The organism is Flavobacterium niveum, from assembly GCF_055231775.1.
Window position 1 is genome coordinate 900811 of record NZ_JBUYSX010000001.1, and the last position, 15552, is coordinate 916362.

General features: G+C 42.9%; 9 protein-coding genes and 2 pseudogenes. 4 read left to right on the forward strand and 7 right to left on the reverse strand.

What is annotated here, in order from left to right:
* Positions 1-194: 194 nt before the first annotated feature.
* From ACZIX4_RS03720 to ACZIX4_RS03750, 7 genes are all read right to left on the reverse strand, one after another.
* Complete coding sequence (locus tag ACZIX4_RS03720) at positions 195-1232, reverse strand: hemin-degrading factor (RefSeq protein WP_463334268.1); 1038 nt, start codon at positions 1230-1232, stop codon at positions 195-197.
* Between the two features lie 19 nt (positions 1233-1251).
* Entirely contained in the window at positions 1252-2028 is a 777-nt protein-coding gene (locus ACZIX4_RS03725) for a heme ABC transporter ATP-binding protein (protein ID WP_463334269.1), read from the reverse strand.
* 2 nt (positions 2029-2030) lie between these two features.
* On the reverse strand, positions 2031-3065 hold the full coding sequence (locus ACZIX4_RS03730) for a FecCD family ABC transporter permease (RefSeq protein ID WP_463334270.1): 1035 nt from the start codon (positions 3063-3065) through the stop codon (positions 2031-2033).
* The gene (locus ACZIX4_RS03735; protein WP_463334271.1) at positions 3055-3960 is read right to left on the reverse strand and encodes a heme/hemin ABC transporter substrate-binding protein; all 906 of its coding nucleotides are present in this window, start codon (positions 3958-3960) and stop codon (positions 3055-3057) included. The genes ACZIX4_RS03730 and ACZIX4_RS03735 overlap by 11 nt, the downstream gene beginning before the upstream one ends.
* Before the next feature lie 31 nt (positions 3961-3991).
* Positions 3992-5401: an HmuY family protein gene (locus ACZIX4_RS03740; RefSeq protein WP_463334272.1), complete on the reverse strand. Its 1410-nt coding sequence runs from the start codon at positions 5399-5401 to the stop codon at positions 3992-3994.
* Positions 5402-5409: 8 nt separating this feature from the next.
* Positions 5410-7569, reverse strand: coding sequence for a TonB-dependent receptor plug domain-containing protein (locus ACZIX4_RS03745; protein WP_463334273.1), 2160 nt, complete (start codon positions 7567-7569; stop codon positions 5410-5412).
* Positions 7570-7732: 163 nt separating this feature from the next.
* Positions 7733-8575 carry a universal stress protein gene (locus ACZIX4_RS03750; protein ID WP_463334274.1) on the reverse strand — a complete coding sequence of 281 codons (843 nt, stop codon included), beginning with the start codon at positions 8573-8575 and terminating at the stop codon, positions 7733-7735.
* Between the two features lie 166 nt (positions 8576-8741).
* Between ACZIX4_RS03750 and mnmE the strand changes: the two genes are divergently transcribed.
* The 4 genes and pseudogenes from mnmE (at position 8742) to ACZIX4_RS03770 (ending at position 15292) form a co-directional block, all read left to right on the forward strand.
* Positions 8742-10130: a tRNA uridine-5-carboxymethylaminomethyl(34) synthesis GTPase MnmE gene (mnmE, locus tag ACZIX4_RS03755; protein ID WP_463334275.1), complete on the forward strand. Its 1389-nt coding sequence runs from the start codon at positions 8742-8744 to the stop codon at positions 10128-10130.
* Between the two features lie 147 nt (positions 10131-10277).
* Positions 10278-10458 (forward strand): annotated as a pseudogene (locus tag ACZIX4_RS03760) (tyrosine-type recombinase/integrase); the annotation flags it as partial.
* A gap of 35 nt (positions 10459-10493) precedes the next feature.
* A pseudogene (locus ACZIX4_RS03765) lies at positions 10494-10667 on the forward strand (PDDEXK nuclease domain-containing protein); the annotation flags it as partial.
* Positions 10668-11137: 470 nt separating this feature from the next.
* A complete protein-coding gene (locus ACZIX4_RS03770; protein ID WP_463334276.1) occupies positions 11138-15292 on the forward strand; it encodes a hybrid sensor histidine kinase/response regulator transcription factor in 4155 nt (1384 codons plus the stop codon).
* Positions 15293-15552 lie beyond the last annotated feature (260 nt).

The following is a 15552-nucleotide window of genomic DNA, read 5'->3' on the forward strand; positions in this document are numbered from 1 at the left end:
CGCCCATGGTACCAGAAGCTGTGATTAATGAGATTTCTCGGCTCCGTACCTCCGCTCGAAATGGAACACTCGCACCAGCGACAGGAAGCTTCCAACAACCAGCAACTGACAACCAACAACTATAAATCCATAAAAAAACCGCTCCGGGATTTTTCCCGGAGCGGCATTTGGACAAAACTAAATAACTTAACTATCTATAACGAAACGATAAGTTCTTTCCATTCCTGCAATTCAGGGATGCCCGGCTTGCGCTTCCCGAAGAACTGGACAATGATTTCACCCATTTCGTTAAACACCTCAATAGCAGTAACCTCACCGTCTTCGGTAGGCTTGCGTACTATCCAGGTCTGGGCTATTTTATCCATGTCCAGGTGCAGGTTAAAATCAGGATCCATAACGTTGAACCACTGGCCATGCCACATAGTTTTACGTACTATACCTGTGTGTATCTGTATGTTACCCCTGTTACCCACGAAGCACATAATAGGCAGCTTTGTTGCAGCAGCGCCTTCAAGCATTTTTACTACGGCATCTTTATCTACTTTCTTGGCAAAGTGCTCATTAGGAGCAAGGCGAAGCGCCTGGGTACGGGTTACACCAAATTTCCTCAGCATACCGAAGAACTCGTGTGTGTCTTTAAGGCCAGACCATGCTTGTTTGAATGCTTCAACATCAATTTCGGCATCCGGCTTCTCATTGATAACAAGAGGCACTTCTGTAACCTCTTCGTTAGCAGACTGGTCTTCAGCTATATATTTAGCAACAAGGGCATCAAAAGCCTCAGCGTTACTGTCTGCCGTAAGGTATATTTTGTGGATGGCAAGGCCGTCTTTCCCAAAGAACTGAAGGCTTTTGCGCTCTCCGTGCTCGCTTTGCTCTGTTACAGCGTATGCTTTAGCCCAGTGGCCCAGGAATATCCTCAGGTCGATATCCTCACCTACAAACAGGCCGGCATGCGGGTTGCTGAAGTCAGGGTTAAGGTAAGTACCTTTACGCTCGTGCACGCATTCATCATTACGTGTTAGCGCCATTACTTTGCCCAGTGCCTCTGCTTCGCTAAGGATAGCGGCAAATTCAGGGCGAAGGCGTACTACATTTTCTCCAACCTGTGTAGCCAGTAGTTCGGCTTCGCTAACGCCAAGCTTTTCAGCGGCATTGCGTATGCGCAGGTGTGGGTTTTCGGCTTTAAGGGCCTGCCATTGTTCTTTTAACGTGTGGGTCGCAGCATTCATAATATGGTGTTTAATTTTTTTAAGTTCCAAAAATAATTAACGGATTGTTGTTTACAGGGTTAGCACATACCGTGCACGGAAAGTTATACACCCTGCTGATGATTTCGCGGGTAAATACTTTGGCCGGTGCATCGTGTGCCACTACCTTACCCCTTTGCAGCAGCATAACGCGGTCGGCAAAGCAGGCAGCAAGGTTCAGGTCGTGCAGTACCATTACGGCGGCATTCCCTTTCTCGGTAAAATCCTTTACGCGGTGGAGTATCCTGTGCTGGTGCAGCACATCGAGGTTGTTAAGGGGTTCGTCTAAAAACAGCAGCCTGTTCTGGATGTCATTATCCAGCTGTGCCAAAACACGCGCCAGGTGTACCCGCTGCTTTTCTCCCCCCGAAAGCGAGTTGTAATCGCGCTCCTTTAACGGAAGCACATCAGTTTCTTCCATTGCCCTCAGTACGGCGTCTTCATCTGCCTGTGAAGGTTTGGTATTAAAATAAGGGTAACGCCCCATAAGCACCACATCGTGCACCCTAAGGGGTATGTCTGTGTTATAGCTCTGCGAAAACTTGGCCTTATGGCGCGGCAGTTCTTCGTTGTCCCAGTTTTTAAACGCTTTCTGTTTAAAAACTATGGCTTCGCTGTGCTTGCCGCTTTCGTGGGCCAGCAGGCTCAGCAGGGTACTTTTTCCGGCGCCGTTAGGGCCTGCTATTACCAGCAGTTCGCCACTATGCAGGGCTACGTCCACGTCCTGTAACAGGGTATGCGTTTTGTGGCGGTATGTAAGTTCGTTTGCCTGTAACATAATTACATCTGGTTACGGGTCCTTATCAAAATAATCATGAATATGGGTGCACCCATAAACGCCGTGAGCACGCCTATAGGCAGCTCTGTAGGCGGGGCTATGGTACGGCTTATAGTATCGGCACCCAGTAACAGTATTCCTCCCCATACTGCCGAAAGCGGTAGTATGTAGTTGTAGTCTGATTTAAAAACCAGCCTTAGTATATACGGTATTATAAGCCCTATAAAGCTTATGGTACCTGCAAAAGCAACGGAGGTACCCACCATTAAAGCGGTAAGTACTATTATCTGCTTTTTTACCTTTTCTATAGAAATGCCCAGGTGCATGGCATCTTTTTCGCCCAGCATAAGGGCGTTAAGCGCTTTGCCTTTGTTCAGCAGCATCAGGTAGCTTATAATAACGATAACTGCCAGTATAGCATTTTTTATCCACGATGCGCCCGCAAGGCTGCCCAGGTTCCAGAAGGCAAGGTCGCGCAGCTCTTCTTCGCTGCTAAAGTAAATAAGTAATCCCATACAGGCAAACCCAATTGCTGTGATGGCTACCCCTGTAAGGAGCATCATCATAATATTGGTACGCCCGTTTTGGGTGGCTATGCGGTACACAGCCATCATGGTAAGGAGCGCACCTGCAAAGGCCATAAGGCTGAGGAACGAAAAATGCATGGCCTCAGGGACATACGGTTTTATATATTTGCCCAATACTATGGCTATGGCTGCAAAGAGCGATGCCCCCGCAGTAATGCCAAGCAAATCGGGCGTGGCAAGTGCATTACGGAACATACCCTGCAAACAGGTACCCGATACCGACAGTGCGCTGCCTATAAGGATGCCCATAACAATGCGGGGCAACCTCAGTTGAAGCAGTACAAAGCGTTCGGAGGCATCTATGGTATTGTCATTACTAATCAGTGCCGCTATAACTTCGGTAAGCGAATGTTTTTCAAAAACAAACACCCCGCTGTATAGCGATACTATGGCCAGTGCCAACAATACCACAACGCCGCCTGCAAGCAATATGATGCGTTTATTTTGCACTCGTAGCCGTTTGCGGATTTATCAATAACGCATTCAGCGCTGTAACGGCCTGGCCTACGCGTGGGCCGAAGCTGTGTACCAAACCACCGTCAAGGGTAACGATGTTACCTTTTTTACCGGCAGTGGTTTTATCAACCCCCGGTATTTTAAGTACACCTGCTTTACCACCAAGGCTTTCAAGGCCGGTATCGTACAGCAGTATTACATCGGGGTTGTTTTTTATAAGGGCTTCAGGTGTAAGCGGCTTAAAGTCGGCAAAGTCCTTAGCTGCGTTAGTACCGCCTGCAAGGGTTATCACCTGGTCTTCGGCAGTGCCTGTACCCGATACCATCATCATGTTAGCGCCACGGGCATAGATGAACAGTACTTTAGGCGCAGGGCTTACCGGTTTTACCTGTTTCAGGTCGGTATCTATAGCTGCCTGAAGTGCAGCAACATCAGTTACGCCTATAGCAGTACCTACTTCAGCAATCAGCTTTTTGGCACCGTCTATGGTAAACTCCTGGTTAAAGGCTTCTACTTTTATACCGGCAGCTTTAAGTTTTTCCTGTAGCTCAGGGCTTATGTCTTTGGCAGTACCCAGTACATGCGTAGGCTTCAGTGCTATAATGCTCTCCGGCGTAATGCGGCTGGTATGGCCAAGGTCTTTGGCCGTAGTTTTAATATCTTCAGGGAAGGTGCTGGTTACATCTACCGCGATGATTTCTTTTTGGTGGCCCAATGCACTGATAACCTCAGTAACGGCACCGTTTAAAGAAATGATTTTAAGGGCGGTAGTCTCTGTTTTTGCAGGTTCGGCAGCAGCACCTTCGGCAGGCTTATCGGCTGCTTTGTTACATGAGCTGATTAACGCACCTGTAAGCAGGGTTAACAGTAATACTTTTATTGATTTCATACGTAATGATGATTAAGGTTTTGGTTTAAAATTATTGCAGTAAAGCGTACTGGAATTTAGGGAATCCCCTTTCGCCTGCTTCGCTGGCACCGCCTGTTATTTTCAGTTTATAGATAAGGCCGTTAGGGTCTTTTATTATATAGAAACGGTCGGTTTTCAGTACAAACTGTGCTACCGGTATACCATCAGGCCCCACAACACTGGTACTCCTCCAGTTAGAGCCTATATTGCGCTGGTCATCGGTAAACTTAGTATTGTCTACATTAGCCAGCGTAAAGCTGTCATAGCTGAAAGCAGTTGTAAGCACCTCGTAAGAACGTGCACCGCCTTTGGTATTGGTAACAATAAAGTCGGCATAGTAGTATGGTGTAGTAGTGCCGGGTGCCACGTTAGTGAAGGTAGTAAAGTTAATATCCCACAGGTTTTTCTGAGGCTCTACATTGGTAACAGCATTTGTAGTGAAACTAAAGAATGTAAAGTTATACGCGCTGTTTTTTGTAATGGTAACTTCCTGGTGGGTAGTAGCATCTATATCGGCATATTGCAGTTTGTAGTCGCTGCCGCTTTTCAGGATGCGTATTTTTTTCCAGCCGCGGTGCGGGCCACCGGCAGAACCTTCAGAACCTGCGGCAGGCTGCGTAGCCGAAGGGCCGTTACCCAGGTTTACAAGGTATACTTTGTTATCGGCTTCGTTGTCGCTTACCGCAGCAATAGTAGTACCGCTTATGTTACCCACAACGTTATCTATATAGGCAAGTGTACCCTGGCCCTGGCCTATAAGCATGTTGTTATCTATTGTAGCTGCTTCATCAATGTTAGCTGTAGACAGTTGCTTAGCCGACATTTTAAGTGAGCTGTTCAGTACAATCCTGAAATCATCGCCACCGTAGAAACCAAGATCCCACGATACACGCGGCACGGTGGCAAGGCCTCCGCTGCTAAGGTCTACATACACCTGGTTTGGCTGTGTAGCGCCACCTGTTCCGGGTTCCAGTGCAGAGCCTAATGATGCAGTTTCGTTGAAGTTAAGCTGGGTAGTAGTGTTACCACTTATGGTAGCGTTAACCGAAACTTCAGTAATGGTAAACACTACATTTTTAGTTTCGCCTTCTATAGCGTTTATCAGCTTGTTAAAGGTAAACGTAGCCGAAGTAGCACCTGCTGCAAACGGTACGCTAAGTACGTTGTTTGTAGCAGCCGGGGTAGTGGTAAAATCTGTACCGTAAGTAACACCGGTAGTAGTAAACGTTACGGTAACCGTACCTGCGGCTTTAGCCTCGGAAGAGAAGAGTACTTGTACCTGTGTAGCATCGGTGCTAAGGTTTTGTGATGGGTTTGCAAACGAAACACCTATAGGCGCGCTTGTTTTATTGTCGTCCTCATTACAGGCAGTTAGTGCCAGTAACAGGGTGGTGCACAGAAAAAGGAAACATTTTTTCATGGTTTTATTTAATTGAAATTAAAATTGTAGGTAAGCTTTATAAAGTATGAAGTTCCGTAAGCAAGGAGCAGGCTGCCACCCGATGCGGTGTGTACGCCTGTACCGCTGCTGCCGGTAGATTGTACGTTCTTTACATCAAGCAGGTTCCTTGCACCCAATGTAAGTTCCAGCTTGCGGGACATGAATGATTTTATTATCGAAGCATCAAGCAGGCTGTAGGCCGATATAGTGCCTTTATTGAATGTTACGTTATTATTGGCATCGGTGCTTTCCATAAACTGCTGGTACTTGCCGGTGTATTTGTAGTATACGGCAAACTGGGTGTTCCAGCTTGGTACACGGTAGGCAGCACTTGAATTTACGTTTAGCGAGTACAGGTAATCATCGGGTGACGATGAACCCAGGGCAGCCGTGTTTATCTGCTGCGAAATACCGATAAGCGATGCACCTGCCGACAGGTCGAAGTTTTTATACGTAAGCTGGTTGGTAGCCGATATGTTTACAATTTTGTATTTGTCGATGTTCAGGTAACGGTACTGCCACAGCGGGTCTATAGAGGCCAGTACCAGGCTGATACGGTCGTCTACGTTTATAAAAGCCGCAGTAAGGTTGTTTTGCAGCCTGAAGTTATCAGTACGGGTGTCCTTTTTAATACTGGCTTCGTAAGAAAGGCTCTGTTCAGGCGTAAGGGTAGGGTTACCCTGCACGTTGTGGTTAGAGTCTACGAAGTAGGTATACAGCTCGTCAAAATTAGGGGTACGGTACGATTTGCCTACCGATGCCCTTAGTTCAAAACCGTGGTTCAGCAGGTAACGGCTACCCAGAGACAATGCATACTGGTTATCGAATACCGACTGGAACGAGTAACGCACACCAGGCCTCAGCGAGAAGCGGTCGGTACATTTTATTTCTGCGGAAGCGTATACGTCATAATTTGCCAGTACCTTATTTACATCTTCGGTTTGCTGGTTGTCATCGCGGAACATACCCGAAGCTGCTGATGCAAAACCTTTTTCGTGCACTACTTCATAACCCAACTGCATATCAAAACGCTTGTTGGTAAAGAAGTTGGTTATGTTACCGGTAGAATACAGCACGTCTCTCGACTGGTAGGTGTAGCGGTTATTGTCCTGCTCCTGTTGCGAAAGGATGTAATAGTTAAAATCTTCCTGGTCGCGTTTCTGGTTTTGGTACGATGCCGAAAGGTTATACGTATAACGGTTAAGCAGCTTACCAAAGGCATTAACGTGGTGCAGCTGGCGGTTGGTTATATAACGCTTATCCTTACTGTAGTAAGTATTCTCAAAAGGGTAGTTATCAATAGGGATTACTATTGGGTTGTAATAATCCACATTTTCGTGGAAATATTCAAACTTATAGAACAACCTGAAATTCCCTTTGCTGTAGTTAACAAGGGCATTGGTAGTAATCTGCTCTTTTGGCAGCCAGCTGTAGCCACGCAGGTTATCGTTACTGGTATCTACATAATCCTTGCCTTTATATTTATCAAAAAATCCGGCAAAATCATTACGGTTAGCACCCACGGCTACGTACCAATGGTCGTTAATGGTATTGGCTACACGAAGCGCCTGTATGTGGCGGCCTTTATCAAACAAATCATATTCATTACCCACGGTTTCTTCCTGTACTGATGCCGAGGTTTCCCACTTTTTGGCACTGCCTTTTTTGGTAATAATGTTCAGTATACCGCTTACGGCATTGGCACCGTGCGTTACCCCCATAGAGCCTTCTATAATTTCGATACGCTCTACGTTGTCCAGGTTTATCTGGGTAAGGTCTACGTTGTTACCCAGCCCGCTTTCGCTTACAATAGGGATGTTGTCTATCAGTATCTTAAAATACTGCCCATCAAGCCCGAACATGGATACAGACGAACGCCCGTCGGCCCCTGATGGCCTTACGGTAATATTAAGGTATTGTGTAAGTACATCTGCAAGGTTGTTAGCGGCGCGGTTTTCTATATCGGCGCGGGTTATAACCCTTACGTTATATACTGATTTTTTTAAGGATTGCGGCTCAAACTGGCCGGTGATTACCAGCTCTTCAAGCTTAGTGGATAGGGAATCTTTTTGTGTTTCCTGCGCATAAACACCGCAGGTAAGTGCAGGTAAAAGAAAGTATAATGATCTGTATATTGGTTTCAACATCTGGTTTAGATAGACTAATTCTAAATAATTGTGCAAATCTAAACACCAAATCCCTTTTGACCAAATTATTTTTACTTATTCTAAATAAATAATACTGTTAAAGTTAATTGCAGTAAAACCTTATAAAAAGAAAAATGCTCCGTAATGAAGCATTTTGTTAGTTTTATTGTTTTTCATCGCGGAAGATGAGTAGCGGCGTTTTGGTATGGTAGGCCATTTTTTTGGTAAGGCTGCTATGGAATAACCCCTCAAAAAAACCGCGCTTATGGGTACGCATTACCAATAGCCCCACATGCTGGTTTTCGGTAAAATCAAGTATGGCCTGTTCTATGTCGTTAGCGTGTATATTAAAGAAGTCAATGTTTTCATCGCGGTAGTATATCTTCCATTCGTTTATCAGTTCCTCAATGTCCGATGGGTCATCGTCATTGCTTATGTACAGGCATTGCACGCGGGCGCCCAGCAGCCTGCCTATTTCTATAGTTTTGGTAAGGGCATCGTTATCGCGGTCTTTGTACTGGGTAGTAAATGCTATGGTGTCTATCCCGTGGAATTCGGCACACTCGGGTATGCCCAGCACCGGTACTTTGGCATTGGCAATAACACTGCCCGTAGTGCTGCCTATAAATACCTCCTTAATGCCGGAAGATCCTTTAGTGCCCATTATCACCATTTCTATATCGTCGGTTTCGCACAGCTTGTTTATGTTGTATACAAGGTCGCCGTATTCCAGTACGTTTTTTAGCCTTATGTGTCCGAAGTTGCGTTTTTCGGCTATGTTATGCAGTTCGTGTAGTTCTTCCTTAAAGCTCTCGAACTGGTTCAGCTCTATCACGTCAAAAACCTCCTGGGTAGTTTCGGGCATAGGGGGTATGTCTACAATGGGCAAATCGTATACGTGCAGTATGGTTATTTCGGCTTTCAGGGCATCGGCAAACTTCAGTGCATAGATAAATGCAGTCTTGGCCGCTTCAGAAAAATCAGTTGGGAAAAGTATTTTTTTCATGGCTTTTACACTTAAGATTTCATTATAAAGATACAGTTTTTTTACTCATTTTCTTACCTTTTTTGCCTTATAATTAACACTAAAATAATGTTCGGTGCTCATTTTCAGCCATAGTAAACGCGCGCATAAAAGCCGTATCTTTGCCGGTAAATTATCAGCAGATACAATGATTTTCCACGATACCATAGTGGCGCTTGCCACACCACCCGGCTCAGGTGCCATAGCGGTTATACGCATTAGCGGCCCCGACGCCATTTCACTTGGGGCTTCGGTTTTCAGGAGTACCACCGGTAAGGACATTACCCGCCAGAAATCGCATACCCTGCATTTGGGATACATAGAAGAAGGAGCCAAAGTGTACGACCAGGTACTGCTATCACTGTTTAAAGGCCCTAACTCGTATACCGGTGAAAATACGGTGGAAATATCGTGCCACGGTTCGTCGTACATCCAGCAGCAAATACTGCAGTTATTGCTTCGCAAAGGCTGCCGTATGGCACAGGCAGGCGAGTTTACCCTGCGTGCTTTTGTAAACGGCAAGCTCGACCTGAGCCAGGCCGAAGCCGTGGCCGACCTTGTAGCCAGCGATAACGAAGCCAGCCACCAGATAGCCATGCAGCAGATGCGCGGTGGCTTTAGTAACGAAATAGCCAAACTTAGGGAGGAACTGCTCAACTTTGCCTCGCTGATAGAGCTTGAACTTGATTTTTCTGAAGAAGATGTGGAGTTTGCCGACCGTTCGCAGTTTACCGAACTGCTGAACAGGATAGAGTTTGTACTGAAACGGCTTATCGATTCCTTTGCTGTGGGCAATGTGATTAAGAACGGCATACCCGTAGCCATTGTGGGCGAACCCAATGTGGGCAAAAGCACCCTGCTGAATGCCCTGTTGAACGAGGAACGCGCCATAGTATCAGACATTGCAGGGACTACCCGCGATACGATAGAGGACGAACTTGTTATAGGCGGTATCGGTTTCCGTTTTATAGATACGGCGGGGATACGTGAAACTGTAGATGTGGTGGAAAGCATCGGTATTAAAAAGACCTTCGAGAAAATAACCCAGGCACAGGTGGTGATTTACCTTGCGCCGTTTATGCCTGATGGAGCATCAATAAACGCTGTGCTGCTCGAAATTGAAAAGATAAAGAACCAGTACCCGCAAAAAGCCCTGGTTGTGGTGGGCAATAAAAAAGACCTGTATACTGAAGGCCAGATTGCTGCTATACTTTCGGCTGTGCCTGATGTGCTGTTAATGTCCGCCAAAAACAACGATGGGGTAGAGGAACTGAAAACAAAACTGTTGTCGTTTGTAAATACAGGCGCACTGCACAACAACGAAACAATTGTAACCAACAGCCGCCACTACGACGCCCTGATTAAAGCCCTTGAGGAAATACAAAAAGTGCAATACGGTCTGCGCAGCAATCTCCCCGCCGACCTTATGGCTATAGACATACGCCAGGCGCTGTATTACTTCGGGGAAATCACAGGGCAGGTGACCAATGATGAGTTGCTGGGTAATATATTTGCTAATTTCTGTATCGGTAAATAGCAGCCGCAAAATATCATTAAGTAACATAGATAAAACCAGTTAAATTATTATAAATAAGTAATTTAACTGGTTTTTTGTTATCCGTAACTTTAATTTTGTTTATAGATGTTTTGCTCAATTTTGTACCTCGTTTGTACCTCGTGTACTATAACCTTCCATTGTTTCAGGCATACCTACCACATTACAGATTGCCGGTGGAACCAATATATTAATTGGTTCAAAAATACTGGGACACAGGAGTATAAAAACTACGCAAATCTATACCAAAGTTGTGGATGAAAGAAAGAGAGAAGCGACGGGAAAAATAAAGCTGCATAGCAATATCTAAAATCTGAAACTACAAAAGAACAACAATTTGAGAAGGTAGCCTCCATTATAAAAATATTGTTATGTAAGGATAAAGATAATGAAGTAGTTGAATATGCACTTAGCAGAAGTTTATCTCCGACCTTAGTTGCACAATACAGGACGTCTTTACCTGATAAAGACTTATTAAAGCAAAAGTTAAGTGAGCTGTTCAATGAGAATAAAGAGTAATCATGTAAAAATCGCACCACTGATAATTTTTGCTGGTACTTCTAAAAATGAACAATAAGTTATAATTATTGAATTATAATTTATCGAAAGAAGAGATCAAAATAAAGCAATTCTACCGATGCTTTATTAAAATTGCATTAGCATTCTACAGCATCAAAATTTGGCGACAAATTTGTTTATGAATGTATTTTTTACACAATAAATGCCGGGGTGGTTCCCGGCATTTTGATTGTATCTATCTACCTAAGGACAGCGAACCTGAAAATATTAATAGGTAGGAACATTATTCATTCAGTGTTGTAATAGAATTGCAGTAGGCCTAATGCCTGTTAAATATTATTATTTTTGTATATGAAGCAGGCTTTTATTCAGTTATAATTTTTGCGTTTATTACCTTTAGCCTTGCCGAGAAAACATTTAATTACAAATAGTAGTTATTTTTTTAGAGAACCATATATTATACGTTTAATATGCCACTTGTCAGAAAGATATTTTTGTTATTTATTATTTTCATTAGTGTTCAGGCTTTAGCACAGCTCCCAAATCTTAAATTTGAAAATTACGAAACTGAAGATGGTTTATCAAGTAGTACATGCCTTGAAATTTTTCAGGATAAAGAGGGTTTTTTATGGTTCGGTACTATAGATGGCCTCAATAAGTTTGACGGATATGATTTTGAAATTTTTCGTCCTTCACTAACAGTACATAATGCAATCAGTAATAACCGTATAAATGTAATCACGGAAGATGCCCTGGGACGACTTTGGATAGGTACCGGAAGCGGACTCAATATCTACGATAAGCAAAAGCAGAAGTTTTATAAGGTAAGTTTTTCTGAAGATAAAGGCTACAGGGAGGTTATAAATTGCATTCTGTTTAATAAAGAGGATAATTCATTATATATAGGTACAAAAAATGGTTTAATAAAGTTACGCATAAATGGTACTTCTTCTGACATCTCTCTCCATCCCGATTTCGAACGATATCGTAAATCAGAAGATGGATCATCTATTGATAATGATAATATAGCCAATTTTGTAAAAGATGATAAGGGTAAGATATGGTTTGTTACAGACGGTAATTACCTTAATAGCTTTGAAATATCGCAAAAAAAATTTTCAAGGGTCGCAATCGATTTAGCAGACTCTGGTTTTTTAGGGCATCTGCCTAAACAGCTGTCGTTAGATGCTGAAGGTAACTTTTGGGTGGGTAATGATTTGTCCCGTATGTATGTATTCAACCCAAAAACTAATACTTCGAAAAAGGTATCTTGTGTTTCTAAAACAGTTCCTGTCTTTCATGTGTTGAATGATAAAGACGGAGTTTTATGGGTCTCTACAGATGGTGATGGTATTTATCTTCTCAATAGTGAAGGCAATGTTTTACAACATATACAGCACAACAACGAAGATATTTTTTCGCTGCCCAACAACCAGCCCAGTAAAATATTACAGGATAAAGATGGTATTTATTGGATTGCCAGTTATAACAAAGGAGTTACTAAACTTGCTCCTTCTAAATCTATATTTGGACATTACTATTATAGATATGGTGAGCCTTCAGGTTTGAGTACCAGGATAGCACAGTCGATGATAGAAACACATGATGGTAAAATATGGATAGGAACAGATGGTGGCGGGCTTAACCTTTTTAACGAGAAAGATAAAAGCTTTACCTATTTCCGAGCTACACCGGGCAATAAGGCCTCATTGAGTTCAGATAAGATTCTGTGTCTTGAAGAAGGTGATAACAATACGCTTTACATAGGTACTTGGGATGGAGGGATTAACGAATTTAATACTGTTACACATTCCTGTACTGCCTACAAGCATGAACCTACAAATCCGTATTCATTAGGTCAAAATACAGTATGGTGTATTGAGAAAGATGTAAAGGGCAGGATTTGGCTTGGAACATCAAGTGCAGGCTTAAACCTGTTTGATCCTCTAACTAAGCGTTTTTATACCTACAAGAATGACCCCAAAGATGCCAAAAGTCTTACTAACAATTTTGTCTTTTCGCTGTTTGCCGATAGCAGCAACCGTTTGTTAGTGGGTACAGCACAGGGCATCTGCTACGCAACCTTAAGCAAGAGTAATGCTGTGCCGCCAAAAATGAATTTTGTACGATTGGAAATTAAGAGCATAAATGAAAAAAGGGTAAACTTTATCACTGAAGATTACGCGCACAACATTTGGGTTGGAACCGATGTAGGGCTCTATCAATTATCATCTGGTTTTAAGTTTAAAAAATCATATTCCGTGGCCAACGGGTTACCAAACAATTTTATTGTAGGGATACAGGAAGACGAAATGCACCGGATGTGGATTACTACAAAAAGCGGTCTCTCTGTATTGTCTGATGGAAAAATTACCAATTTTAATATCCACGATGGTTTGCAGGGTACTGAATTTCAAAGTAAATCTATTTACAAAACACGCAATGGACGTATTATAGCGGGAGGCATAAATGGATTCAACATTTTTAACCCGGCGGACATAAAGGCGGAAAATTTAACGCTTACGCCATATATTACTGAAATTAGGCTTTTCAATAAAAGAATTAATGCCGGTGATACGATTAATGGGAGGATTATTTTGAAGCAATCCGTTTCAACGCTGGACGAAATGGAGCTTAAATATAACGAAGGATATCTCACCCTCGGTTTTGTTGCACTGAATTATAAAAACCCGGAGCGTGTAAAATACGCCTATAGGATGGTGGGCCTGCATGATAATCTTATTGAAGCAGGAAGTGAACGCATGGCTAACTATAATAATTTACCCCCAGGAAACTATACCTTTGAAGTATTTTCCTCGGAAGACGGTAATTGGAAAGAGGCAGGAAAAACAACTTTACAGATTACTGTACTGCCACCGCCATGGAAAACCTGGTGGGCTTACACAATATACACTATCATATTAATTGGAAGCACATGGTTTGGTATGCGCTACTATACCCGTAAGGTTCGTGAAGAAAAAGAGCATGAGTTAGACCAGATGAAGCTCCGGTTTTTTATCAATGTATCGCATGAGTTCCGTACGCCGCTTACATTAATACTTAACCCGGTAGAACGTATATTGTCGTCATACGATGATGCAGAACAGGTAAAAAATGCCGCGCTCCTTATACAGCGCAGCAGCAGGCGTTTGTTATACCTGGTTAACCAATTGCTTGATTTCAGGAAAGTAGACCTTGGAGAGGCCACATTAGAACTGCAACGGGTAAATGTTGAAAAGTTTACCAAAGACATTTTTAAACTATTTGAAGACCTGGCCAAGGCAAAGGGGCTACAGGTGGTCTTCCATAGTACTGTAAAAACCCGTGTAGGACTTCTGGATCCTGATAAGCTTGAGAAAATACTCACCAACCTGTTGTCTAATGCGATAAAGTTTACCCCGTCAGGAGGAAGTGTAGGCCTGAGCCTGGAAATAATTGGCGAAGCCACAAGCAATGGACAATCTAAGGGTAAAAAAGAAAGAAGTTTTGTAAAGATTACGGTATCGGATACCGGTATCGGTTTTAAACAAGAACACCTTAAGGATGTATTCAGGCGGTTTTTCCATGCCGATGCCGGTATGGCCGGCACAGGTATTGGGCTTAATTATACTAAAGCGCTTGTAGAGCTGCATAAAGGGACCATTAGTGTAAGCAGCACCGAAGGGGCTGGTACTGTATTTACCGTTTTATTGCCGCTCGACCTCAAGCCTTCAAAAAAAGCGGCAGGTGTAAGTGATGTCCTGGATTATGTTATTGATACCAATCCCATAAAATCAGTTGAATATGAAATTGCCATTTCTAATGAAGAAAAACTACAACTGGATGAAAACGATCTTCCCGCCGCCGATACACACCGCCCATTAGTGATTATTGTAGAAGACAATAAAGAGCTGCGTACGCATTTAAAGAATGAACTGGCGGGGCAATTTAGGGTAAAAGAAGCGTCAAATGGGGCTGCAGGTTTAGAGATGATACTGAAATATTATCCTGATATCGTTATCAGCGATGTAATGATGCCACAAATGGACGGCTTTGAAATGTGCAGGCAGTTAAAAAATACCCTAGAGGTAAGCCATATTCCCGTAATTCTTCTTACGGCCAGGAGCCTGGAAGAAGACAGAATAGAGGGGTATGATACCGGGGCAGATGAATATTTGCCGAAACCGTTTAATATAAATGTGCTTAGAGCCAGGATAAATAACCTGCTGGAGGCGCGCAAAAGATCGCGCGAACGGTTTGTAAGCCTTGGCGGGGCTATGCCAGCCACCAAGGTAAGCACCAATACCGTGGACGAAGTTTTTCTGGATAAAGCTACTAAAGTAGTGCTTGATAACATCACTAATGTCGATTTTTCCCTCGAGGATGTTATTAATCAGTTAGAGATGGGAAGGTCTCAGTTTTACCGTAAGATTAACGCCATGACGGGGCAAAATCCGAGTAATTTTATTCGCACCATAAAATTAAAGCATGCGGCCGAACTGTTGCTTACAAAAAAATACTCAATTAAAGAGATTACCCATAAGTGCGGTTTTAATTCGTCTGCGTATTTCACTAAAACGTTTAAGGAGCTTTTTGGACAAACTCCCACACAGTTTATTGAAAACGGAGGAGGGACCAAAATATAAATAGTTATACCTAACAAGAAATTATTAAAAATAGAGTTAAAATGGGCTATAAATTATAGTGATTGAGCTATAATTTATAGCTGTTTTTTTTAAAATTATCTAACATTGTATACTGATAATGTGCGCATTAATAAAATTATCGGTGTTTTATTTTTAAATGTTTAAAAAGTGTATAATTAATATTGTAAAAAGATAATTATGGACGGCTAACATGACTTTTATGCTACCAAGACGTAATGAATTAAGTTATAACCCAAACT